Consider the following 25,996-nt stretch of genomic DNA (forward strand, 5'->3'; position numbering starts at 1 on the left):
GAAGCGGAAAAGGATTGTGCTACTACCCTCAACCTGAACCAGCTGGATTTAAGGCTACAATATAGCCAATATTGTATACTCTTATGCTTCAAAGTATAAACCGACAGGAAAACAATTTAGAACAGCACCGATACCTGCGTGCGGCCCGTGTGTACGGCATTTATTCCGTTTGCTTTGCGACCGTCGTAGTTCAGGGAAATGTTGAGGCCGTTGCTCAGGCGCTGCTGCATGTTGAAGGACCAGGTGAGGTTGTTGCCCGGGCGCAGCGCATTCAGGATCTCATAGCCGACATAAGAATTCTGTTCCCCTTCAAAATCAATGTTCACGTAACGGATCACCCCCGAGATCGTGCGCTTGCTCACCTGGCTCAGCTTTGTCTCCAGGCCCAATTCATGGAAGGTGGCCTGCTGCTCGTTGTCGGATGCTGAGAGCGCATCCTCGCGCAAAGCTAACTGGTACGTTCCCGTAAAACGCAGCTTTGTATTGGGTTGGTAGGCCAGTTCCGGCGTCAGTTCCTGCGATATGATCTTAAAGTTCTTCGACTCCAGGAAATTAGACCGGTTTTCCCGGATGTTCCGCCCCAAGGTTATACTTGAGCTCAGTACCTCGTTCAGGTTCAGGCGGCCCAGCAAGGTATGGCTGCCCAGGCTTCGTGTTTCGGTACCGTTTGCCAGCAACGATTTCTGCTGGTTCTGCTGCAAGGTATACTCTAATCCATGCTTCGGGTTGGTACGGTTGTAGTAAAAAGTGTTGCGCAGGGTCTTGGCCAGCGACAGCAGCAGTTCATCGTCGAAGTCATCGCGGAACGGGTTAAAGCGCTTGGCCAAGTCGTTATCGGTTGTTTTCTTATCGATGTTGATGAAGGTGAGCATTGAGAACCGAGACGCCATACCTTTCCAGCCTTCCTCTCCGCGCCAGCTGCGTGGCGTGTTGCTGTTGAGGCGGTAAGTGAAGTTGTTGGTATAGGCATTCACATACTCATCTGTCGGCAGGAAGATCTTGACGTAACGTTGCTGGTCTACAGTTTGTGCTTCCAGATAATCGTTCAGGTCGTTGGGGTTGCCGCCATCGCGCAGGTAATGGGTTCCCTGCCCGGGCAGCGCCTCCCGGAAAATAAAGATGCGCTTCAGTTCCCGGCCTGTACCTACTGCGTACGTCAGCTCCGATCGGAAGCTGCCGTCCAGAAAGCCTGCACTCCAGTCTACCCGCGACTGCACAGTTTCTTCGTCCTTGGAGGTAGCCAGCTCCAGTTTCCGGTAGGTTACCTGCACGGCCAGGTCGCTCTCCGCTCCCAGTTTGCTCTGCACCATGCCGTTGTAGGTCTGCCCTACTTCAGGCGCCCCCAGTTCCCCGAAAGCAGTTGGCCGCAGGTCGGTTCGATGGCTGTAGTCTACCCGGAAGCGGGTCCTGGATGAGTCGCTGCTCTCCACAAACACCAGGTGCTCGTCGAAGTACTGGGCGGAGCCGGTAACCGAATCGGTACCTATCGCTTTCAGTTTGTTCTTATCGAAGCGGTACACGTAGCCCGGCGCAAAATGGCGCGCGTTGTACTTTATCCCAACATCCCCCCGGTACCACTCCGATTCCCGCTCTGCCTGCTCACTCTGCAGCATAAAAAAATTGTTTCGCAGCTCCAGCTTCCCGAGGCGCTTCAGCACATCAAGGTAATGCTGTACCCCGTCCAGCTGTTGCTCCCTGTACCTGCGACTGATCCGGTAATTGACCAAGTTCTGCGCGTCCTGCGCTGCTCCTACTGAAAAGTTAAAGATATGGTCGTCGGCATTGACTTGGGTAATTGGCAAGCTCCAGTCGCGGTCAAACTCTATCGGGCGGTAACGATCGATGGGGGTAAAATATTCATCTGTATACTCGTAGTTCAGGCTGCTGTTCAGTTTATACTTGCCCAGCAAGGGCACTGCTTTGTCCTGCACCAGGTATCCTAGCCGCACACCCTTTCCGTTGTCATCCGAGGCGTCCAGCTTCGAAAAGCGGTTTAGATCATTGTTCGAGGCAGCGCCTTCTACAAAAACGTTGATGCCTTTCTGCACCTCGAAGTTTCCCCCTATCGTTACAAGCTGCTTCTGGCGTGGCGTGGGCAGGATACGCAAGGGCAGGTAGCTGCCCTGAGGCACCCCATTCACGGGGGCCACCCACCTATACACGCGCCCGTTCACAGTAGTATTATCTGCTACGTAATCGCCGCGGTTTGGCCCTACCTCCGAGAAACGCACATTATAATGGGCAGAGTCAGGATTGGTGGAATACACAAAGATGGTGGCAACGTTCATACTATCGTTGTACATCGTATCGCGGCGGGCGTACAGCACCTGCTGCGGATCAAAGGCTACGCTGTCGGCTCCGGAGGTAACGCCCAACGAGAGGCTATCACCTATACTTGCCAGCAGCCGCTTTTCCTCATCATCCAGGTCCAGGTTCAGCAGGTTGTTCGGGTTATCCGACTCGTTGTAGTAGTTGCCGTATACTTTAAGCTTGCCGAGCTGCTGGTAGTGGTTCAGGTGGTAAATGCTCCGGCTGTAGTTCTGGTCCGAGTATTCGAAGTCTACCTTGATGCGGGTATTTTTGGTAATAACATGTTTGGTTGTAAAGGTGATCTCGGCCTGGTTGTAGTCGATGGTATAATCGTAGTCGTAGCCCCGGGTCAGCAGCCTGCCATCCAGGAACACCCGCTCTGAATTGGCCAGCACGATAATAAAGCGCTCGTTGTTAGGGCCGCGCAGGCGATAAGGCCCCTGCACTCCCTCCAGCGCTGCTATTGTCTGAGAAGCAAATTTACCTTTCGATTGGGAAGCTGCCACAGTGGTTACGCCGCGCCGCTCCGGTGAAGAGCCAAACGTTGTTTCAAATGCTCCGCCCTGCACGTTCTTGTAAAACTGAAGAAAGTACGATGGCTTGTTTTGCAGCACCACATCCCCTGCCGTCAGTCGCCACAACCGGTGTTTCAGCGTGATGTATACGCGGTCAAACTCCTGCAGCTGCTGCGTGTTTCCTTCCGGCTGAAAGGGTATGTTCTGGTCCGTAATGGCTGCCGTTATACTGATATCGTCGGTCAGCTTGCCATCGAGCTGCAGGTTCAGGGCGGAGTTTACGAACACGTTTTGTGTGTTGCCAAACGAAATGCCCCGCGATATACTTCCCGTTTTGTTCAGCCCGGGCGTACGGAAGATCTCCTCCTTAGCAGCAAAATCTTCCTGGTAAAAGTCTTTCCGGAAAGAGTTCATTTCCAGCTTCGCCACATCGCGTTTAAAGCCAGGTTTTGTAAGGTTCAGCGGCAATACCCTGTAGCACACCAGCACCGAATCCGGCAATGGCTGCATGGTTCCCAAGGTATCAACGGCGATCGAATCCGGAGGAGGAAAGCTGGTGAGCTGAAACTCGTGGGTAGTATAGTTGTAGTCAAATGCAAACTGCTCCTTCCTGGGGCCGGAGAACGTAACAGAAGAAGGTTCTATGGTAAGCGAATCAAGTATAACCGGCAGCGAAGAGACCGGCAGCCACTTGCAGCGCCTGTTGTTAACAGGTGTCTGTGCCAGCACCGGGAGGCTCAACAGCAGGAAAAAGAGCCCTATGTAGAGCTTTCTGCTCATGGACTGGCCAAGGGTAAAGAGATAAAAAACGTTGTGCCTTTCCCTTCTTCTGTCTCAAACCATATGCGACCTCCTGCGTTTTCTATTCCTTTTTTGGCTACTGCCAACCCTATACCCGAACCTGTATACTTTGTACTGAAGTTCGGGATAAACACCTTGCCGCGTACTTCCCACGGGATGCCGCTGCCGTTATCCTTAATGGAGATCAACACAACGCCTTCCGCCTGCTGTACCTTTAAGGCAACGTGCAGCAACGGCTTGCGTGTGGTCGGCACTGCCTGGATCGCATTCAGCAGCAGGTTGTTGAACGTACGCACCATCAGGCTCTCATCGGCCATCACCATCACGGCCTCTGTTGTGATGTCTGTCCTAAGCGTGGCACTTGCCGGGTCGTTGTGCAAATCTGCTGCTTTGCGCAAGGCAGCGGCCACGTCCATCAGCTCCGCCTTCGGCTCTGGCATGGCTGTAAAGTTAGAGAACGAAGTGGCGATATCGCTCAGGATGTTGATCTGGGTGATCAAGGTTTGCGAGATCTTCTCGATGAGCTGCTCCGTATTCGGTTTCTTTTCAGCAATCGCTTTCTGCAGGTACTGCAGCGACAGCTTCATCGGCGTAAGCGGGTTCTTGATCTCATGGGCTACCTGCCGCGCCATCTCGCGCCAGGCAGCTTCTTTTTCGCGCATCGCCAACTCCACCTTATTCTGCTCCAGCGTCAGCAGCATGCGGTTGTACTCGTTCACCAGCAACCCGATCTCATCGGCACCTTCGTAGGCCAGCATCTCGTTCTTACCCGTCAGGGAAGTACGTTTGAGTTTGTCTGCCAGCAGGCGCAACGGTACGGTAAGGGCACGGGAGGCAAAGAAAGTGAGCACCATAAACAGGATGAACATAACGGTAAAAATGTTCATGGTGGTGGTGGTGAGCTCGATCAGTTTCAGGTCCAGCTGCTTCTCCGAATCGAAGAACGGAATTCCCAGATACCCTGTAAGCTTGCCCGAGTCGTTGCCCTGGTGCAACGGCAGGTAGAGGGTGTTAAAGATCAGGTTGCCTGTTTGTTCGGAGAGCAATGCACGCAGTGCCTGCCGCTCCGAAATAGTAGCAAAGGCTTTCGGGTTTACCAGCTGCGACAACAGCCCGGCATCAAACAACAGCGGCTGGCTCGTTGCCAGCAGCATTCCATTGCGGTTATACAGGTTTATATCGGCCTCGGCAATTGCAGCGATTTCCTTTACCCTTCGCAACAGTCTTTCCTTGTCTTGCAGCAACTCCGGGGTAATCTGCCTGCCCAGGCTCTCCTGAATTGCCTTTCCCCGCTGTTCGTAAGATCGTAAAAGGTCTTTTTTGTAAGAACTTGTCACCAGACTTGCTGTTGTTATACTTACAAGTAAAAGGGGTAGCAGAATACCAAAGTTCAGGAAGAGCTGGATTTTAGTACTGAAATTAGGCCGGAACTGCTTCAGGCGGTGGCGCTCCAGTAATAAGACCAATACGGCCAAAAGTATAAAACCTGTAGTAATGACCAGGAACAGGAACGAGAAGTTGGATAGGATTTCACGCCCGCCATACTGCTCTGTAGTAATAACCAGCAACTCCCCGTTATCATCCAGAACACCTAAATGGTGAAAGCCGCCCTGCGTCAGCCCTTGCTGGAAAAGCTCCTCGTTCTCCAACAACGCTTTGTCGAAGTTAGAAGCGTAGTCGAAATCACCTTCATTAAATACCAGCTTGTTGTTTTGATAGATCGCGTAGCTGAGCCTATCGGTCCTTAAGGGCTGACTGCTACCTTCCTCGGTCAGTAGCTCAGGCACCAGGCTGTTTGGCTGCAGCCTTTTCAGCGAGAGTTGCAGCACAACAGTCCCTTTCATGTGCTTGCTTACGGGTACATCGATCAGCTTCAGGTAAGTACGTTCATTGTATCTGACCGGATCTTTTACCAGAAACAGGTTCTTCCGTTCGGTACGCGTCTTCGGTGTATCATACTTCATCCGGAGGTCCTGCAGCGTGGCGGCTGTCGTATCAGCACTTTCGAGCGAACGACCTTCACTGTCGAAGAGCAACACGTTCGTATCATACTTGTCGAAGTAGTTGTGCAGGTACTGCCGTACTATCTTTTGTTTGATAAAAAGGGCATCCACATAAGGCCCTCTCATTTTTGCCTGAATCAGTTCGTCGACTGATATTTTCTTTGCTACTTCATCCAGCAGGTATTCCCCGTACACATCGTTTTCCTGCAGCAGACTGAAAGCGAACTTTTGTTTGTATACTTTCAGTTCGTTCTGGTAATGCACAAATAGAGAAGTTGCCCCTGTAAGCGCACTCACAATAATGACCAGAAATAAAAAGAGGTAAGTCCGGTACGGGAAGTTGATCGTGTTCTGACGCTGCGAGAAAAGGATTACCAGCCAGAAGAACAACCCGATCAATACAATACCGATCAGATGAGGGGCAAGCACAACCGCAGAAAGCAACAGTACAGCGGCAACAGCACTTAGAAGCTGAATGGGCCACAGCTTGTCTTCCCACTGCTGCAATACCGCAACCACAGAAGCCAGGATGTATGCGAACACAGAGAGCGACGCCGTCTGGATCACCATGATACCAAGTATAACAATTTTATACCTGTCGAAATCCAATGACTGGGTTATGTCGAGTGCCATTGGGGTGTTATGGTATATGCCATAGTAAAACATGAACAGCACCAACAGCAACAGATAAAGCGCCAGCATACAACCAGCCTGCAGGTATTGACGCTGTTGTTTTGGCAGATACTTTATTTGTGCCAGTACGTTGTGCTTGCGGAACAGGTAAAGCGCAGACCAGGATACGGTAGCCAGCAGCACCATATTTAACCCCAGATCGCCAATGGAGGGCGACCAGAAAGAGGAAGCATAGAGCCTTGGGTTGAATAACTCGATTTCGGCAATAGCATAAGGCAGGTTAAACACCAGCAGCAGTACACGAAGCAGCACCAGTAAGAACAGCAACAAGGAAATGCCTAGGTTATACTTTTTCTTCCGGAACAAGCGGTTACTCCAGCTTAGGGCAAACAGCACATAGAAGATTATGCCTGCGCCAAGTAAAAGGAACATCAGGGTATCAGCCTGTGATCCTGTACCGGCCTTGTCAGAATCTATGTCCAGCGCGAAAAGGAAGCGATTGGTTGCTGTGCGAACCTGAGGAAGTTGTGCATGTTCGTCGAGCACCAGTTTGGCATGGTGCTCCCCAAAAATATGCTCCTGCAGCTTGGAGGTGACATAATTATTCCGAAGCCGGTAATTTGTCTGTAGCGGAACATATACCGCAATGGTATAACCCGGCACGCGGTGTTGCACCAGGATAAACGTGCCGTAACTGTTTGCAATTGTGGTTGGTTCCGAAACGATCGGCACAAGGCCTGGCTCTGGCGTAATGGTATTATCAGACCAGAAAAGCAGTCGATCCCTTTTATAAACGAAGGTGGGGTATTTTGTCTGCCGGAGAAGCGAGGAAAAGGTAAGGGTTTGGTCTAACAGCTGTTTGCCGACCTGCTTAGCGTCTGCATTTGCTTCGGCTATACTTTCGTTAACATGCTCTATTATATGCTCAACATCAACGGCAGCTATCTTGTCTTGTTTTCTTTCGGGAAAGTTAAAATAAAGCACCGCTGTAGCCACAAAGCACAGCAATGCAACAAGTAAAAGAAAAAGAGGCGCAACCTTCCTGATCAAAACGTATGAGATTATCCACGAATTTAACTAAAACGATGGATTACTACTATAAAATATACGCAGGTTAGTGCTTGCTGAAAGATGGGTCGTATTTAACGCCGCTGAAAAAGTGCAGCATCAGAATACGGGCATACCGGAACAGGATCGGGGTCAGGATAATGACGCAAGCAGAAACTACAGCCAGATACACCCAGGTTGGCGGATCGTTTGCCAGGTAATAAAGTAATATACCTACTGCTAACACGATCCCGACCGAAAAGCTATAGCTGATGTACATAGCGCCCCAGAAAAAACCTACTTCTACCTCGTAGTGTAACCCACAAACCGGGCAATCCTCGTGCATTCGATCGAATTTAGGAAGATTGAAGGCAGAGTACTTGAACACTTCGCCTTCACGGCAGCGCGGGCATTTGGCAGTAAGTATGGCTGTAATCTTGGAGCGATCAGCCATTCTTCTTCCGGTTGTTTTTATACCATAAAAAGCCTATAGTACCCACCAGGATATACGGTATTGCCATCAGGTAGAGTATACCCGTATTCAAACCAGACCCAACGTTCGACTCCGGCACTTTGCTTCCTGTACCTACGTTAGACTCTACGGTAGCACGGCACATGGCGCACTGGCTATAAGCATCTGTTGAAGCAAAAACAAGCGCGAGCGCCAGCATCATACCGGCCAATATTTTTTGAAGTTGCTTTTTCATCACATTCACAACATTTATACTTTCTACTTCATTCAAACGTAATACGGCGAAATCAGGATGTATACCAGAACTCCTGTCACGGCTACATAAAGCCAGATTGGGAAAGTCAAGCGGGAGATACGGCGGTGCCTTTTTACTTGATCTGTCAGGGCAAAGTATACCGATAGCAACACCAGCGGCACTATCACCACCGCCAGCACAATATGGGTCAGCAGGACAAAGTAATAAAAGTACTTAAGCGCACCCTCTCCCCCATATATAGTCCGCTCGCCTAAAAAGTGGTAGGTAACATACGAAACCAGGAAAATAGCTGAAAGCCCGAAAGCCGTAAGCATGGCCGCTCTGTGGTTCCGGATATTGCCGCGCCGGATATTGATATATCCGATAACCAGCGCAATGGCTGTCATCGAATTCAGAATAGCATGCAGTGTTGGCAGGAAAGAAACGTCTACTTTGTCCGAACCTTCTTTAGGCATAAAGAACAGCATCGCTACCACGACTGGTATCAGTACAGATAAAATGGCAATGAGTACCAGGTATTTCTTATCCTTACTCGCTGCTGTGCTATTTGCTTTTACTGTATTCATCCAAAAGAACGTTTATTTCAAGTATAAGTCTGTCTACATCATCCGGGTCAGTGCCATCATAAATGCCACGTACACGTTTGTACTTGTCTACAAGCATAAACTTTTCGCTGTGTATGAAATCCTCTTCTCCCGGCACCGCCTGTACAGGCAAATAAAATCCTTTAATTGCCAAATCATAGATTTTGCTTCGCTCACCGGTCAGGAAATACCACATCTTCGGATCAGCGTTATACCTCTCCGCATATTCCTGTAATACTTGTGGAGTATCGTGTTCAGGATTTACCGAAAAAGAAACAAGCTTAACGGATGAGTTGTTTTGGAAAGCCTCCTGCACGCGCACCATTTGCGACGACATGTCTTTGCAGATACTGGGGCAGGTAGCAAAAAAGAAGTTGGCCACATAAACCCCTTCCAACAGGTCGTTTTGTGCAACTGGTTTCCCCTGCTGTGAAGTCAGCGTGAAGTCAGGTACCTTGTGAAATACGGTGTCACCGGAAGCATTCCTAACTACTTCCCCGGTATCATCTACTTTAGGGAAATAAGTCTTCAGCGTGAAGTGGTGTTCACCAAAAGTACCTATAAATATAAAAATAAGAAGAGGCACTAATAGTAGGATGCCTAATATTAGTGCCTTTTTAGTACTCATGATAAATGCTTATTTAAAGTAATTCGTAACCGAATCGAAGTAATAACTTCCTTCAGAAATAAGTGCTACCATCAGCCATACAACCAGTGCCATTGGAATTAGCACAGACCAGATGAGAGCTTTTGTTTCATGCTTTAAGTGCATGAACTCAGCTACGATATAAAACGCCTTGAAGATCGTCAGGATAATGAAGATCATGTTACGCAGCGTACCTGCTTCCATGAAGAAAGCAAAAACGAATTCAAGTGCTGTAAGACCTACCAGGATCGCAAATGTTTTCCAGATAACCTTTGTTTGTGGTTTTGGAATCTCACCTGTCTGGTTGAAGTCATGTGCGTGATCAGAATGCATTGCCATAGTATTGCAGTGTCTTTATTTTCCGCATTAGCTCCGTTGCTTTTACACACCGGAGCTTTGCTTCAGTTTATTTTTTATTTTATATCCTTTAATTAGATCAGGTAGAAGAAGGTAAATACGAATACCCAAACCAGGTCTACAAAGTGCCAGTACAGACCAACTTTCTCCACCATTTCGTAATGTCCACGCTTGTGGTATACGCCGTTTACGGTGTTGATGAAGATCATGATCAGAAGCACTACCCCACTAAATACGTGCGTACCGTGGAAACCAGTAATGAAGAAGAACAGATCGGCAAACAACGGCGGGCCGTACTGGTTCATCGTCAGGTTAGCGCCGAAAATACGGGTACCGTCAGCAAGCACCATTCCCTCGTCAGTACCGGTAATAAAGTGAGCCCACTCCCATGCCTGGCAACCCAGGAAAGTACCACCAAAAAGGATCGTCCAAAGCAACCACTTCTGCACGTCGTTTTTATCCATTCGATGACCGGCTTCCACGGCAAGTACCATCGTTACCGAGCTCAGGATCAGAATCATTGTCATCAAGGCAACGAATGCCAGCGGAAGATCAACGCCATGGAATCCAGGGAAAGCGTTAAACACTTTTTCCGGGATTGGCCACCATTCTGTAGAGAACGTGAAAGCCTCCGCCTCGCCTGTATAAGGCATGTGCTTGTGACGTGATAAACCGTAAACGATCAGAAATGCACCAAATGTAAACGCATCAGAAAGCAGGAAGAACCACATCATGAGTTTTCCATAGCTCGCTTTTAATGGCTCATTACCGCCATCCCATGTACCTGATTTAGGTGCTTCCAGCGTAGTTGAAGTAGACATAGTTTATGTATTGAAAAAAACGTGTTTAGTGATTTACTCTCAAAAAGATATACAAATATATCCAAAGTCCTCCCAGAAAGTGCCAGTACAGTGTGCATAACTGAATACGCAGCATCTTTTTGGAGTGCACTTTATACTTAAAGCTTGCTGTAAGTACTAAAATTATAAAAATAAGCCCGGTGATCAGGTGAAAACCATGCACGCCGGTTAATACATACAGAAATGAGCCCGAAGGGTTACTACCTTGTCCGCCAAAGTATATGTTGTTGTTTACCAGATCAGCCCATGCATTCCACTGTCCGATCAGGAAAGCAGTACCAAGGCCAAGTGTAAGCAGCAGCATTACTTTCAGCAACGATAGGTTATTCTTGTTCGCAGCATTATATGCCATTTGCATTGTTACGCTGCTAAGTATGATCACGACCGTGTTTACGATCAATATACTTGGCAGATCATACTCCAGCCAGTTGCCTTCTGCGCGCCTTACTATATAGGCACTCGTAAAGGCTGCAAACATCATAATAATACTAATAATAATCAACCACAGCGCAAACTTTAATGGATGTGTTCCTCCATTACTGGTTTCCTCTTCTACTAAATTAGCTACCATTATTATAAATTTACTTTATCTAAAACAAAAGCTATCTGCACGATCGGCAGATACAAAAAAGACCCGAACATGATACTCATGGCTGCCTTTTTAGAGCAGGTGCGCATGAGGTAAAATGTCTGAGCTAAAAATAACACGCCGCATACCACTGCGATCATGGCGGAAGTTGTTCCGGTCATACCGAACTGCAAAGGCAACAAGCTTAACGGGATCAGCAGCAAGGTATAAATCATGATCTGAAAGGCTGTTTTCAGGTTTTTCCCACCTGCCATTGGCAGCATCTTAAAACCGGCCTTCTTATAATCATCATCCAATACCCAGGCAATTGCCCAGAAATGCGGGAACTGCCAGATAAACTGTATGCCGAATAAGATCCATGCTTCAATATCCAGCGAACCTGTTGCCGCAACCCAACCGATCAGGGGAGGAAAAGCACCAGGAAAAGCTCCGATAAAAACACTGATCGGGCTGATACGCTTCATAGGCGTATAAACAAACCCGTAAAGTATAAGTGAGAGCAGTGAAATGGCTGCCGTTAAAACATTGAAATAGTATGCCAGCAATGCTATTCCGGAAATACCGAGTATAGCACAGTATACTGCAGCTTCTGTTACTGTTACCTGCCCGGTTGGTAGTGGGCGTTTCGCTGTTCGCTTCATCAGTTTATCCAGATCTTTTTCTATGATCTGGTTTATGATATTAGCAGAGCCTGTTACCAGCATACCTCCCAGCATTACCATCAATATGTTTGCATAGGATGAGTGCGGATGTCCAAGTATGTAGCCGATTGCGCTCGAAAACGCTACCACGATACTTAACCTGAACTTCAACAACCTAAAGTATGCCCCAGCTTTATGTACCATAAAGGTTAGAGACAGCAGCGAGTCAGACTTTTGTGTATACATTAGTTATGAACAGCCACTGGCATTTTAGCCGCCTTATGAGAGGCGTAATGATAAACAATAAAAATCAAAAATTGCACTCCAAAAAGGAGTGTTGCGAGGGTCAGGTGAAGCGGCTGTAAAACCGGAGGTATTGCAAAATAAGCCATTACAACACCAAAGATAATCTCCAATCCCAGAATGACCAACATCAAGTTGACATATCTGCTGATTTGTAGGTCTTTTAGTTTGTAAAGCAAATAAGCCAAATATGCATTGATGGCTAGTAGAGCGATAGAAAAAGAGCGGTGCACATAAAAATCAAGTCCCAGCTTTTCTACCCATAATTCCCTGTTCTCGCCTTTCATCATAAAGGCAATCAGGTCAATATCCTCTCGCACCTGCGTACCGATAAGTATCTGGAAAAAAGTAAGCGTCGTAACAAGTACAATCAAAAGATTCAACTTGCGGCTGTACTCAAACCTGGACGTGAAGGTATGTTCCTGTGAACGGGCGACAGCATATTGCAGCACCGCTACAAGTACCAGCGCCAAAGCCATGTGGATGGTAATGGTAACAGGAAGCAGATTAGTGGAAACAACAATGGAGCCCAGCCATCCCTGTATGACAACAAGTATGAAGCTGATAAGGGAAAGGTAAAATACTGTTTTATCTTTCTTCAGATAAGGAACAGCATATAGAACGGTAAGAAAGATCAGGATTCCTATTGCTACACCTACCAGCCTGTTCACATACTCTATCCAGGTCTTTGTTACATTGAATTCTGTTTCAATGTATTGGTTCGGATGTGAAAAGATGGCTGCAGATACTTCTTCAAACCCCAGGTTATCCAGGTATCCGGCAAGCTTTTGGTTCTTCTCTATCCTCTTCTGCTTATATACTTCCAGATAATCATCAGGAAGCTGGCTAATATCAGTTGGAGGAACCCAACTGCCAAAGCACTTAGGCCAGTCTGGGCATCCCATTCCAGAGCCGGTGCTTCGCACGATTCCTCCAACCAATATCAAGAAGTATACAGCAATTACTGTAACTACTCCAATATTTCTAAACCTTTTGTATGGAAAAGATTTATTAGCCATTAATGATACTATTCTAAGTCTTTCTCATACGGCAGGTTTGAAGACTGCGTCTGAGAATATGGTACTGTCTGAGGGATGTAATCCTCTGCTGCACCTGGTTTGCTATAATCGTAAGGCCAACGGTAAACAGCAGGTATCTCACCTGGCCAGTTGCCGTGTCCGGGATTTACCGGCGTTGTCCACTCCAGCGTGTTGGAGTGCCATGGGTTAGCTGTAGCCCTTCGGCCTTTGAAGATGCTGTAAATAAAGTTGAACAGGAAGACGAACTGTGCAGTAAAGCCCATGATAGCCGCTAAGCTGATAAAGGTGTTCATATCTGTAAACGTATTGAACGCCTCGAAACCTGTCCAGGAATAATATCTTCTTGGGAATCCGGCAATACCGATGTAGTGCATTGGCATGAACACCAGGTACGCAGACAGGAAGGTTAACCAGAAATGCACGTAACCCATCTTCTCGTCCATCATACGGCCGAACATCTTAGGGAACCAGTGGTAGATACCTGTGAACATACCGAAGAATGCTGCAGCACCCATTACAAGGTGGAAGTGCGCAATCACGAAGTATGTGTCATGTAGCTGAATATCCAGTGCTGAGTTACCAAGGATAATACCTGTCAGACCGCCAGAGATAAACAGTGACACGAAGGCAATTGCAAACATCATCGATGTTGTGAAGCGAATATTACCTCTCCACAGTGTTGCAATCCAGTTAAATACTTTTACTGCAGATGGTACGGCAATGATCAACGTAAGGAACATGAACACAGATCCCAGGAACGGGTTCATACCTGTTACGAACATGTGGTGCGCCCATACAACGAATGACAACAGGGAGATACCCAACATTGAGCCAATCATAGCACGGTAACCGAAAATAGGCTTACGTGAATTTGTAGTGATTACTTCTGATACGATACCGAACGTTGGCAGAATCACGATGTATACTTCCGGGTGACCCAGGAACCAGAACAAGTGCTGGAACAGGATCGGGCTACCACCTGTGTTAGAAAGCGCCTCACCGGCGATAAAGATATCAGATAGGTAGAAGCTTGTACCGAAGCTACGGTCGAAGATCAGCAACAGGGCAGCTGAAAACAGCACCGGGAATGAAAGAAGACCAAGGATCGCTGTCAGGAAGAACGCCCAGATGGTAAGCGGAAGCTTCGTCATGGACATGCCTTTTGTTCTCAGGTTGATCACAGTAGTGATATAGTTAACACCACCTAACAACTGAGATACAATAAACAGCGCCATTGAGATCAGCCACATCGTCATACCTGTACCGGAACCTGAAATAGCTTGTGGTAAGGCACTCAGTGGCGGGTAAACTGTCCAACCACCACCTGCAGGACCTGTTTCGATGAACAGGGAAGCAAACATTACAATGCTGGACAGGAAGAAGATCCAGAACGAAAGCATGTTCATGAAGCCGGATGCCATATCACGGGCACCGATCTGCAGCGGAATAAGAAAGTTGGAGAAAGTACCGCTCAGACCAGCTGTAAGTACGAAGAATACCATGATGGTACCGTGCATGGTAACCAATGCCAGGTAAAACTCCGGATCAAGTTTACCGTTTTCAACCCACTTGCCCAGGATCGGCTCCAGGAAAGTGAAAGTTGCTTCTGGCCAACCTAACTGCAGACGGAAAAGAATCGATAAAAAGCCACCTACAAAACCCCAGAAGATACCTGCAAACAGGAATTGCTTTGCAATTACTTTGTGGTCCTGGCTAAAGATGTACTTCTCAAAAAAGTTTTGGTCATGATGATGATCATGCTCTTCATGAGCGTGATGTACATCCTTACTAATTGATATATCTGTAGTAGACATTGACGAAAATATTTAATTGCTACAACTCTGTTTTAACTTCTTCAGCCTTTTCCTCCTTCTTCTCTACAACAAGTTGCTTCTGAGAATCGGTTGAGAATTTTGCAAGAAGGTCTGGATTTTCCTGGATGAATGGCTTCTGAGTTGCAAGCCATGCTTCGTAATCCTCAGGCTCATCAACAACAAGTATAAAGCGCATTGCAAAGTGACCGCGACCGCAAATCTCGGTACAGGCCAGCTCATACTTGAAGTCAGGGTTGCCTGTCTCATTCTGCATTTCAGCTGTTGTTTTAGTTGGAACGAACCAGAACTTAGTAGGCATTCCAGGTACAGCATCCATCTTCAATCGGAAGTGAGGAAGGAATACGCTGTGGATAACGTCTCTTGAGCGGATCTTCAGCAACACTGGCTTGCCTTTTGGCACGTGGATCTCACGTGGCATGAAGTCATCCATTGAGTTTTTGTCACTGAAGTCAACACCAAACTCGTTTGTAGCGTCGATCAGCTTGTAATTGGCAGTTCCCAGTTTTCCGTCCGGACCAGGGTAGCGAACCATCCAGTTAAACTGCTTGCCCATTACTTCCACTACAACTGCGTCTTCTGGAGCTTCACTTGTAATCTTTGTCCATGTTTTCCAGCCAGCAAATACCAGCAGTGCCATCACAACGGCTGGAATCATTGTCCAAACAATTTCCAGTTTGTTGTTGTGTGGGTAATAGTAAGCGCGCTTGTCATCTTTATGCTGATACTTATAGGAGTAAAAGAACAGAAGAACCTGCGTGATCACGAAAACGATACCGATGATGATCATCGTTGTCCAGAACAGGCTGTCTGTCCACTCGCCGTGAACAGAAGCCAGAGGCTGGTTCATGGTATCCCATGAGTCGGCAAAAGACCAGAAGAATGCGGCTCCACCACCAATTAGGAACAAAAGGAGAAGCGTTCCATTTACTCTGTTACTTGTCTTGGTCGTACCTATAGCACGCTTGGTAGATCCCCTGAAGATCGATGCCAGCGTACCGATCCTGAATAACAGGAACAGTATGACCAGTAATAATATTACGGATAAAACTATAGCGAACGTAATCATTATATAACGTTTTTAGTATGATCTAAACATGATGGTGAACACTCTCCTCCAGGAACGGATGGTTAACAGGCACAAGAGATGCTTTTGTAAGACCTTTCGTGAAAGTTAACAGGAATACTCCTAGGAATGTCAGCGCTGTACCGATTTCAATAAATCCGAAGCCTGCACCTGTACGCAGCGTACCTGGCATGATCATCAGGTAGAAGTCCAGCCAGTGACCGAACAGGATAGCGATGGTTACGATCTTCAGCATGATCATTTGGCGCTTTGCATCTCTTGTCATCAAAACAAGGAAAGGGAACACAAAGTTTATGATCAGGTTGATAAAGAAGATAGGCATAAACTTACCCTCGTTACCGCCCAGTCTTTCCAGGAAGTAGATTGATTCTTCCGGAATGTTTGCATACCAGATCAGCATAAACTGAGAGAACCAGATGTATGTCCAGAAAATTGAGAAAGCGAACACAAACTTACCTAAATCGTGCAGGTGGTTTGAGTTAACCATTTTCAGATAACCGTTCTGCTTCAGGATGATTACTGTTAAAGTTGTAGCAGCTAAACCAGAGATGAACCAGCTTGCAAACACATACCAGCCAAACATGGTAGAGAACCAGTGTGTATCAACTGATAATACCCAGTCCCAAGCTGAAAGTGATGAAGTTACGCCAAATACAACCAGGAACATGGCTGAAATGCGGATGCTCTTGTGGTAGTAGCTTGTTCCTCCATGCAGATCTTCATTGATGGAGTTTCTTCTCAGCCAGTTAAAGAACAGGATCCAAAGTACAAAGTATGCTACCATTCTGATCAGGAAGAACACTGTATTCAGGAATGGAGCCTTACCTGCAATGATCGGATCGTAACGTGGATCGTTTACATCGTACAGGTACTCATGTGTCCAATGGAAAATGTCATGAGAACCAAACAGGAATACAATCAGCATCACGGCACCTCCAAAAGGAAGATAATATCCTAATGCTTCCGGTACACGCTTAATAAGTACAGACCATCCAGCATACGCTACATACTGTACTGCTACAAAGAACAAACCTGTGATGGCAATACCTGTAAAGTAAACATTGTTAAACCACAGGTTTACAAATAATCTTTTTGACCAAGATACTGCTTCGTGGGCAGTAGCCGCAGCTTCACCATGCTCGCCAGCAGCAGCATGATGCTCTCCTCCCCCTCCTGCAGCCATGGCAATAATACCTACTATAAGTAAAACAACACCTATAGCTATCATCAAGAAAAACTTGTTTGTTGTTTTTCTGGAAATGATGAGTCTTTCTTCTGTCATTATCCTTTTAAATTACGCCTTAGACTTAGTTATTTTTGGGGAGCTCCGGTTTGTGGATTTTCTGTTCCTGGTTGTCCGGAAGCTTCTTGGGATGCCTCTCCTTCAGCTGGAGCAGGAGCACTTGCTTGCCCTGTCTGAAGCTGCTGTACATACATCACGATTTTCCAACGTTCCTCTGGGTTCACCTGAGATCCGTGTGGCATCATACGGCCTCTGCCGTTTGTGATCACGTGGAATATATGTCCTTCAGGAAGCGTAGCCACACGACCTGAAGAATAAGAAGGCACACCTTTGAATTTTTGTCCAACTAAGCCCTGACCATCGCCCTGTTCACCGTGGCATGGAGCGCAGAAGCGGGAATAAAGAACTTTACCTTCTGCCAGGTTGGCTTCATTTTTCGCCAGCGGGTTTTTTAACTCCACACCAGCTACTTCTGCTGTATCCTGAGACAGGTAAAGGTTATAGCCCATTTTGCCACGCGCCACCGTTCCTTTTGCCGGCTCACGCATGTTCATGCCTCCTGGGTTAAACTTGTTGTCTTTTACCTGCTTGTACGGTTCCAACGGAATTGACTCATACATATCAGGTGCGTACTCGAGTCCTGGATCCTGTTCGTTGCTACACGCTACCAGAACTGCAGCTGAGAAAAGTACGGCAGAGGCTTTTAATCCGATTGTTGCTATTCTTTTCATTATTTGATTACCTCCTTCTGATTAACTTCGATAGCACCGTTAGAGCGTAGCAGGCCTGTTAAAGCAGAAAGATCTGTTACTCCTTCTTTTACCTCGATAGCCATTACAAACTTGTCATCTGTAGAACGCTTGTCGAAAACATTCACCTTTATGCTTGGTCTCAGACGTGATACAATAAAGAATGTGATCACCATACCGAAGGCAGCACAAAGTACTGTTAACTCGAATGTAACCGGAATGAAAGCCGGTAAAGCGATGTGTGGCTTACCACCAATGATCATTGGCCAGTCAAAGCCCAACATCCAGATTTGCATCCACAGCGCGAAAGATGTTCCGAACAATCCGCAGAAGAACGCCACGATTGGCAGTCTAGAGCGCTTGATACCTAATACATCATCGATACCGTGTACAGGATATGGGGAAAATACGTCATATATGTTTGTACCGGCAGCCCGGACGTTCTCGATGGCCTGCAGCAGGACATCTTCATCATCGTAGATACCTAGAACGAATTTTTTAGTCATTGCTATGATGTGTATTAGTAGTGCTCAGTTCCTTTTCAGTGCCATGCATGGTAGCATGTTTGTGGTGGTGTACACCAGAAGAAGATTTCAAGATTGCCTTCACTTCGGCCATGTTCACAACCGGGAAGAATTTAGCGAACAGCAGGAACAAGGTGAAGAAAAGACCGATTGTACCTACATAAACGCCGATGTCTATGATAGTTGGAGAGAACATTGCCCAGGAAGATGGCAGGTAATCTCTGTGAAGGGAGGTAACAATGATTACGAAACGCTCGAACCACATACCAATGTTCACGAAGATCGAGATGATGAAGGTTGCAGTCAGGCTTCTTCTGATCTTTCTGAACCAGAAAAGCTGTGGTGTAATTACGTTACAAGTCATCATTGACCAGTAAGCCCACCAGTAAGGACCTGTAGCACGGTTGATGAACGCGTACTGCTCATACTCTACCTGTGAGTACCAGGCGATGAAGAACTCAGTAATATAAGCCACACCCACAATTGAGCCTGTCAGGATGATTACTTTGTTCATCGACTCCACGTGCTCCAGTGTGATGTAATCTTCCAGTTTGAACGTTTTGCGGGTAATGATCATCAGAGTCAATACCATTGCAAAACCTGAGAAGATCGCACCTGCCACAAAGTATGGAGGGAAGATAGTCGTGTGCCAGCCTGGGATTACAGACGTTGCAAAGTCCATGGATACGATCGTGTGTACCGAAAGTACCAGTGGTGTAGCAAGACCTGCCAGGATCAGGGATACTGTTTCGTAACGGGACCATGCTTTAGCAGAACCAGTCCAGTTGAACGACAGAGCAGCGTATACTCTTCTTGCAATCGGGCCTGTGGCGCGGTCACGGATGGTAGCAAAGTCAGGAATCAGACCGATGTACCAGAAAACCAGCGAAACTGAGAAATAAGTTGAGATCGCGAACACGTCCCAAAGGAGCGGTGAGTTAAAGTTAACCCAAAGCGAACCAAATGTGTTTGGAAGTGGAAGTACCCAGTAAGCTAACCAGGGACGTCCCATGTGCAATACAGGGAACATCGCGGCGCAGATTACGGCGAAGATCGTCATCGCTTCCGCTGCGCGGTTAATGGAAGTTCTCCACTTCTGACGGAACAGCAAGAGGATCGCTGAGATCAGCGTACCGGCGTGACCGATACCTACCCACCACACGAAGTTGGTGATGTCCCATGCCCAACCTACTGTTCTGTTAAGGCCCCACTCCCCTATACCGAACCACAGGGTACGGTATACTGAGTAGATAAAAATAGCTAAACCAACCAGAGCCACAGCAAGGGCAGCGGCCCAACGTGCGTTGGGCTTTGCCTCCACCTGTCTGCAGACATCTTCGGTGATGTCGTGGTATGTTTTCCCCCCGGTTACAAGAGGCTCTCTTATCGGAGATACATGCTGCATAACGCTATCGATATTTAATTTTAAGCTAAGTTTCTAATTTTAGTCAGGTACGTTACGTTTGGCTGCGTGTTTATTTCTTCCAGTACATGGAAGGCACGTTCACCTTGCTCACGAACCAATATCTGAGATATACGGCTCTCCGGATCAAGCATATCACCGAATACGATGGCGTCTGTTGGGCAAGACTGGGCACAGGCCGTAACGATTTCTCCGTCTTTCGGTCTTCTGTTCTCACGTTTTGCTTCCAGTTTACCAAGCTGCACACGCTGAACGCAGAAAGAGCACTTCTCCATCACACCTCTTGAGCGTACGGTTACATCCGGGTTCAACACCATCTTGCCAAGATCGTTGTTCATGTTGTAGTCGAACTTGTCGTTGTTGGCGTAGGCGAACCAGTTGAAGCGACGCACTTTGTAAGGGCAGTTGTTTGCGCAATAGCGGGTACCTACGCAACGGTTGTACACCATCTGGTTGATACCTTCTGAACTGTGCATGGTAGCAGCTACCGGGCAAACTGTTTCACATGGAGCGTGGTTACAGTGCTGGCACAGCATTGGCTGGAAGATCACAGAAGGGTTTTCAGCCGGATCTTCCATTGTCTGGTAATCTCCTTCTTCGTGCTCTACAGCGCTGTAGTATCTGTCGATACGCAGCCAGTGCATGTCACGACGGTTGATTACCTCTGCTTTACCAACCACAGGAACGTTGTTCTCGATATGGCAGCTCAGTGTACAAGCACCGCAACCAATACAGGAGTTAAGGTCGATAACCATACCCCAGTGGTGATTCTTGTACTCGTAATCTTCCCAAAGAGAGATTGTAGCAGGCTTAACAGGACCATCATGGGTTGTCAAGCGAACGTACTCTGTTACTTCTTTAGGATTCTCTTTATACTTAGCTAATGTGTTCTCCTGCACAACCAGACGATCCATGATCGTGTGGTGCGTCTGCATTTGCGCAATCGGAGAAATAGCGTCTGTTTTTTCTATTTTAACAGGGCTGCTGAAGATCACACTGTTGTTTGCTACCGTAGCGATCGGGAATGCATTGGCACCCAAACCTTTCACTACTGGCATAGAATCCAGCTCGCGACCGTAACCCATGGCAATGCTTACAGTACCCTGCGCCTGGCCTGGCTGAACCAGCACCGGAAGCTCAATGGTTTTGCCATTTGCCGTAGTTACTTTCACTACTGTATCCTGTGTAAGCCCCATCTCCTCTGCCATTTTGCGTGGCATGGCTACATAGTTACCCCATGTTGCTTTAGAGATTGGGTCACCCATTTCCTGTAACCATGGGTTATTCGCTTCATAACCAGGTCCGATCTGGATCTTTTCATACAGCACCGCCTCGATACCGGAAGCAGCACGTCTACCGCTCAATGAGCTTGCAGCAGCAGCAGCAGTCAGGGTGTTTGCAGCAGCTGGATTTGTTTTCAACAGGCTAGTGCCGTTTTCCAACACACCATCGTGAACTGCTTTCTCCCAGAACTTATTGAAATCGCCAGTGGCAATTTTTCTCCAGTTATTGCGGATGTAATCGTAGAATGTTGTTTTGCTACCGCTCCAGGTCAGAAGGCTGTCCTGCATCTGACGGGTAGTGAAGATTGGGCTGATTACCGGCTGCGCAAGGCTCAGGAAGCCTCTCTGCGGCTCGTAATCATTCCAGGACTCCAGGTAGTTGTTGTCTGGCGTCACGTAATCAACCAAAGCAGCAGTCTCATCTACGCGCTCGGCAAACGACACTTTAAGACCTACTTTCTTCAGGCCGCTAACCACTTTGTCAGCAAGCGGATGATCGTAAGCAGGGTTCGCGTTGTAGAAGAACACAGCACCAACTGTACCAGCGTTCATCTCGTTGATCAGGCGAATCATCTGCGCATCGTTACCCTGCTTTACAAAGTATGGTGCCGCTGCATTGATGGTAGCGCCTTCTGCACCCAGTGCCTGGTTGATAGCAGTTACCAGCGTCTGTACTGCCGGATCGTTAGATCCAGACACGACAAGGGCTTTGCCTTTATTTGCATTCAGGTCTTTTACAACAGCGGCGAAAGCCTTCTTATCGAAGTTAGCCGGCGCGCTGCCACCCTGACCTGTTATGCTGTTATAAAGAGCTGTTACAACAGCTGCTTCTTCGGATGGCTTGATAGGCACACGCACGTCGGCGTTTGCACCTGTCAGTGAAAGCATGGTCTCGAACTGGTAGTGACGAGACATTTCTTTCTTATCCGGATTTACTTTTCTGTTTTTGATGTACTGCTTCGCAAATGGAGTTGGTGCGATCCATGACCCAAGGAAGTCAGCATTGATACCAACAATGATGTTGGCTTTGCTGAAGTCGTAGCCAGGAACAACACCACCGTTTGCACCTAACAGCGCAGAAGCAGAGTTTGCATCGTATACTACGTGCTCGAAATTACCGAAACGGCCACCGAACTCATCGATCAGTTGCTTTGTAGACGGGCTGATTACGGTAGAAGAAACGATCGCAACTTTGCCGTTGATACCGTTCAGCTTCGATGTGATCTCACGGTCTACCTGCTCCCACTTCGCTTCTTTGCCTTTGATAAGCGGTGTACGCAGTCTGTTGTTGTCGTACACATTCAGAACAGAAGCCTGTGCTCTTGGGCTTGTTCCAAGTGGAGTTACACCTGAGCTCGGGTTTGGCTCAATCTTGATCGGACGACCTTCACGTGTCTTAACAAGAATGCTGTTATAGTCGCCGTGAGAGAAGTAAGTAGAAGCATACCAGTTAGCTACACCTGGCTCTACATCTACTGGCTTGTTCAGGTAAGGGATTGCTTTTCTTACTGGCGCTTCGCAAGATGCCAGTGTTGCAGCCGCCAAACCAAATCCAAGAAGCTTCAGGAAGTCTCTTCTCGGTGCGGTAACCTCAGAAGACTGGCTTTCACCTTGGGTTTCATTTAACGGAAGGAACTCTGGAAACTCGTTATGAGCATGCTTAGCGAACTCAGGAGTGTTTTCTAACTCCTCAATTCCTCTCCAGTACTTTATTCTGTCTTGCATATTATATCTAGAAAACTCGAATACTTAACTAAAATAGATATTGATTAATAGTGACATTTAGAACACTCAGTACCACCATTAGAAGATACCGTAAAGGCACCTTTTGAACTCTGCTCATGCAATTCCACCAGGTTATCATAGTAAGCGTTTCCTTCTGTGTTCAGAGGAGTTTCGCGGTGGCAATCAATACACCAGCCCATAGTTAATGGAGAGAACTGGTATACAACGTCCATTTCCTGGATTGGACCATGGCATGTCTGGCATTCTACTCCAGCCACCTGCGTGTGCTGAGAGTGGTTGAAATATGCAAGATCAGGCAGGTTGTGGATACGCACCCACTCGATTGGTTTATTACGCTCAATGGCTCTGTAAATCTTCTGAATTTCAGGAGACTCCTTCTTGATCTGGCTGTGGCAGTTCATACAGATGTTTGCAGAAGGGATACTGGCACTCTTGCTCTCATAAACAGTAGTATGGCAATAGTTACAGTTGATCTGGTGATCACCAGCGTGTATTTTGTGCGAGAAGGCGATCGGCTGCTTTGGCGCATACCCCTGCTGCACACCAATACCCATTACTTTATCCAAAGACAGATCCAGCAGCACAACTACAAAGATCAGCACTACCAGGGTGCGAACTGCTTTAGACTTATATATTTTAGAGAAGTCGAAGCGCTGGTTAACTACTTCTGCATCGTACTCATCTAATTGTCTGTTTTTGTTCAGGTAATTCTTCAGCAACGAAGTGATCAGCAACAGCGTCACGATCAGTACGATCAGCACCACGATCAGAACTACCAATACTATATCCAGGTAGTTACCTACAGCACCGATAGCTTCTGTACCTACGTTCTCACCTGGAGCAGTTTCCGGACCCGCTACTGTTGTCGGAACAGCAGTTGCTGCAGACTCAGAAGCCTTAATATAGGTAAGGATAGAAACAACCTCCTCGTCAGAGAAAGCAAAAGAAGGCATCGCCTGCTTGTTGTACTGGTTATAAACTGCTACTGCTTCAGCGTCGCCTGCCTGGATAAGAGACTGAGAGTTCTTGATCCATTTAACTAGCCAAGGCTGCTTTCTTCTTTCGTTTACACCTTTCAGACCAGGACCTACTATAACATCATCACCGGCAGAGTGGCAAACAGCACAGTTGTTTTTAAACAGGGATTCACCTGCATCAACTATAGCTGTATTGTCTACAGGCAAACCTCCTGTGCTGGCAGCCGCCGCAGCACCCTGTGTGGCACCTGGCACTACTCCTTTCTGCCCAATATCCGCCTGTTCGCTAGCACCTTGTGCCCATGCCCCAAAAGAGACAAACAGGGAAAACAAGAAGGCAATGAAAACTTTGTGTTTAGTTTTAGGTATACAGCTAATCATAGCCAAGATAACTTGTGTTTAGTATAATGGTGGAATTACTTTACGGGCACAAATCTACTACCCGAATTCCATTAATCAAACAGATTAAGTTTATTTTTGGCTTACAACACAATACAAGCTTTAAACACCCCGTTTTTGGCAGAAAAACTGCATTTAAATTAAATTCAGGGCATTTATTTAGAACTAATATAAATAACAGAACAGATTTTTTCAGGACTACTTCACTTATTTAAGTACAATTAATTAGAGATTTTATCTCAATTAAGGACAGCATTTAGGTGCTTAAATCAGCGACTAATTTGAACTATTACCTATTTGGTTTTGTATATTTCAGTTTATTTTTTTCTTCTTAACATTAGTTGTACTTAATATTAATATATTCTGTCGCTATTGCAAGCTTCTCTCCCACTGCTCCCCTTCTCTTAAATAAAAAAACACACAACCAGTTGCTTTACAACTACTACTCTTCTATCTTTGCACCCTAAAATCAAAAATTCTCATAACCAAATGGAATTAAAAAATTACGAAACGGTCTTCATCCTGACTCCGTTGCTTAACGAGACTCAGATGCAAGAAACGGTCGAGAAGTTCAGACAGGTGCTTAAGGAAAATAGCGCCGACATTATCCACGAAGAGAACTGGGGCCTGCGTAAGCTTGCTTACCCAATCCAGAAGAAATCTACTGGTTTCTACCACCTCATCGAGTTTAAGGCTCCATCTACTGTAATTGATGTACTTGAGCTGGCTTATCGCCGCGACGAGAAAGTTGTTCGCTTCTTAACTACTGCCCTTGATAAGCACGCTATGGCTTACAACGAGCGCAGAAGAAAAGGCGAGTTCAAATCACAAGCTAAAAAAGAGGAGGTTAAAGGATAATGAGCTTAGTTAACGAAAAAGTACACAAGCAGGAAAACCGTCAGAAGTACTGCCGTTTCAAGAAGAGCGGTATCAAGTACATCGACTATAAAGATGGCAACTTCTTATTGAAGTTTGTAAACGAGCAAGGCAAAATCCTTCCAAGAAGATTAACAGGTACAAGCCTGAAATTTCAGCGCAAAGTATCTCAGGCCGTTGCCAGAGCAAGACACCTTGCTATTTTACCTTATGTAACAGATTCTTTAAAATAAGGAGGGATTGACCAATGGAAGTAATACTTAAAGATGACGTTAAAGGTCTTGGCTACAAAAACGATATCGTTGATGTAAAGCCAGGTTATGGCCGTAATTACCTGATCCCTCAGGGTCTTGCTGTTCTTGCTGACAAATCAAGCAAGAAAGTAGTAGCTGAAAACATCCGTCAGGCTGCGCACAAAGCAGATAAACTTAGAAACGATGCGCAGGAGCTGGCTAACAGCATCGGCGACATCACGCTGGACCTTCCGGCTAAAGTTGGTGAAACAGGAAAGATCTTCGGTTCTGTAACTACCAACCAACTGTCTGAAGCCCTTAAAGCGAAAGGTTTTGATGTAGACCGCAAGCGTATCTCTTTTGACCAGGATGTTAAAACAGCCGGCGAGTACACTGCTACGCTGAACCTGCACAAAGAAGTGAAGCACCAGATACGTTTCAACGTAATCGGTGAATAATACGATACTAGAAGAATCTACTACCTTCTTAGCGTCCTGCCCACCAGCAGGACGCTTTTTTTTGCCCCTTTACTTCTTATACTTAGGGCAGAAGGCGTAACTTAGGGAG

General features: G+C 46.8%; 22 protein-coding genes. 3 read left to right on the forward strand and 19 right to left on the reverse strand.

Annotation, left to right across the window (positions count from 1 at the left end):
- Positions 1-116 precede the first annotated feature (116 nt).
- From MJ611_RS00510 to MJ611_RS00600, 19 genes are all read right to left on the reverse strand, one after another.
- On the reverse strand, positions 117-3,605 hold the full coding sequence (locus MJ611_RS00510; RefSeq protein WP_250427392.1) for a hypothetical protein: 3,489 nt from the start codon (positions 3,603-3,605) through the stop codon (positions 117-119).
- Positions 3,602-7,258: an ATP-binding protein gene (locus MJ611_RS00515; protein WP_250427393.1), complete on the reverse strand. Its 3,657-nt coding sequence runs from the start codon at positions 7,256-7,258 to the stop codon at positions 3,602-3,604. The genes MJ611_RS00510 and MJ611_RS00515 overlap by 4 nt, the downstream gene beginning before the upstream one ends.
- Positions 7,259-7,376: 118 nt before the next feature.
- On the reverse strand, positions 7,377-7,763 hold the full coding sequence (locus MJ611_RS00520) for a DUF983 domain-containing protein (protein WP_250427394.1): 387 nt from the start codon (positions 7,761-7,763) through the stop codon (positions 7,377-7,379).
- Positions 7,756-8,052: a hypothetical protein gene (locus MJ611_RS00525; protein ID WP_317233128.1), complete on the reverse strand. Its 297-nt coding sequence runs from the start codon at positions 8,050-8,052 to the stop codon at positions 7,756-7,758. Before MJ611_RS00525 ends, MJ611_RS00520 begins: the two co-directional genes overlap by 8 nt.
- Positions 8,049-8,603: a DUF420 domain-containing protein gene (locus MJ611_RS00530; protein WP_250427395.1), complete on the reverse strand. Its 555-nt coding sequence runs from the start codon at positions 8,601-8,603 to the stop codon at positions 8,049-8,051. Before MJ611_RS00530 ends, MJ611_RS00525 begins: the two co-directional genes overlap by 4 nt.
- The gene (locus MJ611_RS00535) at positions 8,581-9,249 is read right to left on the reverse strand and encodes an SCO family protein (protein WP_250427396.1); all 669 of its coding nucleotides are present in this window, start codon (positions 9,247-9,249) and stop codon (positions 8,581-8,583) included. Before MJ611_RS00535 ends, MJ611_RS00530 begins: the two co-directional genes overlap by 23 nt.
- A 9-nt stretch (positions 9,250-9,258) precedes the next feature.
- Positions 9,259-9,606, reverse strand: coding sequence for a cytochrome C oxidase subunit IV family protein (locus MJ611_RS00540; protein WP_250427397.1), 348 nt, complete (start codon positions 9,604-9,606; stop codon positions 9,259-9,261).
- Positions 9,607-9,698: 92 nt separating this feature from the next.
- On the reverse strand, positions 9,699-10,445 hold the full coding sequence (locus MJ611_RS00545; protein ID WP_250427398.1) for a cytochrome c oxidase subunit 3: 747 nt from the start codon (positions 10,443-10,445) through the stop codon (positions 9,699-9,701).
- Positions 10,446-10,470: 25 nt separating this feature from the next.
- Positions 10,471-11,055 carry a cytochrome c oxidase subunit 3 gene (locus MJ611_RS00550; protein WP_250427399.1) on the reverse strand — a complete coding sequence of 195 codons (585 nt, stop codon included), beginning with the start codon at positions 11,053-11,055 and terminating at the stop codon, positions 10,471-10,473.
- A gap of 2 nt (positions 11,056-11,057) precedes the next feature.
- Positions 11,058-11,918 (reverse strand): heme o synthase, encoded by an 861-nt coding sequence (gene cyoE / locus MJ611_RS00555; protein ID WP_250427400.1) that lies wholly within the window; start codon positions 11,916-11,918, stop codon positions 11,058-11,060.
- Positions 11,919-11,959: 41 nt separating this feature from the next.
- Entirely contained in the window at positions 11,960-13,036 is a 1,077-nt protein-coding gene (locus MJ611_RS00560) for a COX15/CtaA family protein (RefSeq protein WP_250427401.1), read from the reverse strand.
- A gap of 8 nt (positions 13,037-13,044) precedes the next feature.
- On the reverse strand, positions 13,045-14,871 hold the full coding sequence (locus MJ611_RS00565; RefSeq protein WP_250427402.1) for a cytochrome c oxidase subunit I: 1,827 nt from the start codon (positions 14,869-14,871) through the stop codon (positions 13,045-13,047).
- A 19-nt stretch (positions 14,872-14,890) separates the two neighbouring features.
- On the reverse strand, positions 14,891-15,958 hold the full coding sequence (locus MJ611_RS00570) for a cytochrome c oxidase subunit II (protein WP_250427403.1): 1,068 nt from the start codon (positions 15,956-15,958) through the stop codon (positions 14,891-14,893).
- Between the two features lie 22 nt (positions 15,959-15,980).
- The gene (locus tag MJ611_RS00575; protein ID WP_377495439.1) at positions 15,981-17,258 is read right to left on the reverse strand and encodes a quinol:cytochrome C oxidoreductase; all 1,278 of its coding nucleotides are present in this window, start codon (positions 17,256-17,258) and stop codon (positions 15,981-15,983) included.
- Positions 17,259-17,287: 29 nt separating this feature from the next.
- Positions 17,288-17,950 (reverse strand): c-type cytochrome, encoded by a 663-nt coding sequence (locus tag MJ611_RS00580; RefSeq protein WP_250427405.1) that lies wholly within the window; start codon positions 17,948-17,950, stop codon positions 17,288-17,290.
- On the reverse strand, positions 17,950-18,474 hold the full coding sequence (locus MJ611_RS00585; protein WP_250427406.1) for a DUF3341 domain-containing protein: 525 nt from the start codon (positions 18,472-18,474) through the stop codon (positions 17,950-17,952). The genes MJ611_RS00580 and MJ611_RS00585 overlap by 1 nt, the downstream gene beginning before the upstream one ends.
- On the reverse strand, positions 18,467-19,897 hold the full coding sequence (gene nrfD / locus MJ611_RS00590) for an NrfD/PsrC family molybdoenzyme membrane anchor subunit (protein ID WP_250427407.1): 1,431 nt from the start codon (positions 19,895-19,897) through the stop codon (positions 18,467-18,469). Before nrfD ends, MJ611_RS00585 begins: the two co-directional genes overlap by 8 nt.
- Positions 19,898-19,917: 20 nt before the next feature.
- Complete coding sequence (locus MJ611_RS00595) at positions 19,918-22,923, reverse strand: TAT-variant-translocated molybdopterin oxidoreductase (RefSeq protein ID WP_250427408.1); 3,006 nt, start codon at positions 22,921-22,923, stop codon at positions 19,918-19,920.
- Positions 22,924-22,967: 44 nt separating this feature from the next.
- On the reverse strand, positions 22,968-24,302 hold the full coding sequence (locus MJ611_RS00600; protein ID WP_250427409.1) for a cytochrome c3 family protein: 1,335 nt from the start codon (positions 24,300-24,302) through the stop codon (positions 22,968-22,970).
- Positions 24,303-24,809: 507 nt separating this feature from the next.
- On the opposite strand from MJ611_RS00600, the gene rpsF reads away from it, so the two are divergent.
- The 3 genes from rpsF to rplI are packed head-to-tail and all read left to right on the forward strand — an operon-like array spanning position 24,810 to position 25,887.
- Positions 24,810-25,178: a 30S ribosomal protein S6 gene (rpsF, locus tag MJ611_RS00605; RefSeq protein ID WP_250427410.1), complete on the forward strand. Its 369-nt coding sequence runs from the start codon at positions 24,810-24,812 to the stop codon at positions 25,176-25,178.
- Positions 25,178-25,429 (forward strand): 30S ribosomal protein S18, encoded by a 252-nt coding sequence (gene rpsR, locus MJ611_RS00610; RefSeq protein ID WP_092104663.1) that lies wholly within the window; start codon positions 25,178-25,180, stop codon positions 25,427-25,429. The genes rpsF and rpsR overlap by 1 nt, the downstream gene beginning before the upstream one ends.
- A 14-nt stretch (positions 25,430-25,443) precedes the next feature.
- Positions 25,444-25,887, forward strand: a complete 444-nt coding sequence (gene rplI, locus MJ611_RS00615) for a 50S ribosomal protein L9 (protein ID WP_250427411.1) — start codon at positions 25,444-25,446, stop codon at positions 25,885-25,887.
- The last annotated feature ends 109 nt before the right edge of the window (positions 25,888-25,996 follow it).

This window comes from Pontibacter ruber (assembly GCF_023630205.1).
GTDB lineage: Bacteria > Bacteroidota > Bacteroidia > Cytophagales > Hymenobacteraceae > Pontibacter > Pontibacter ruber.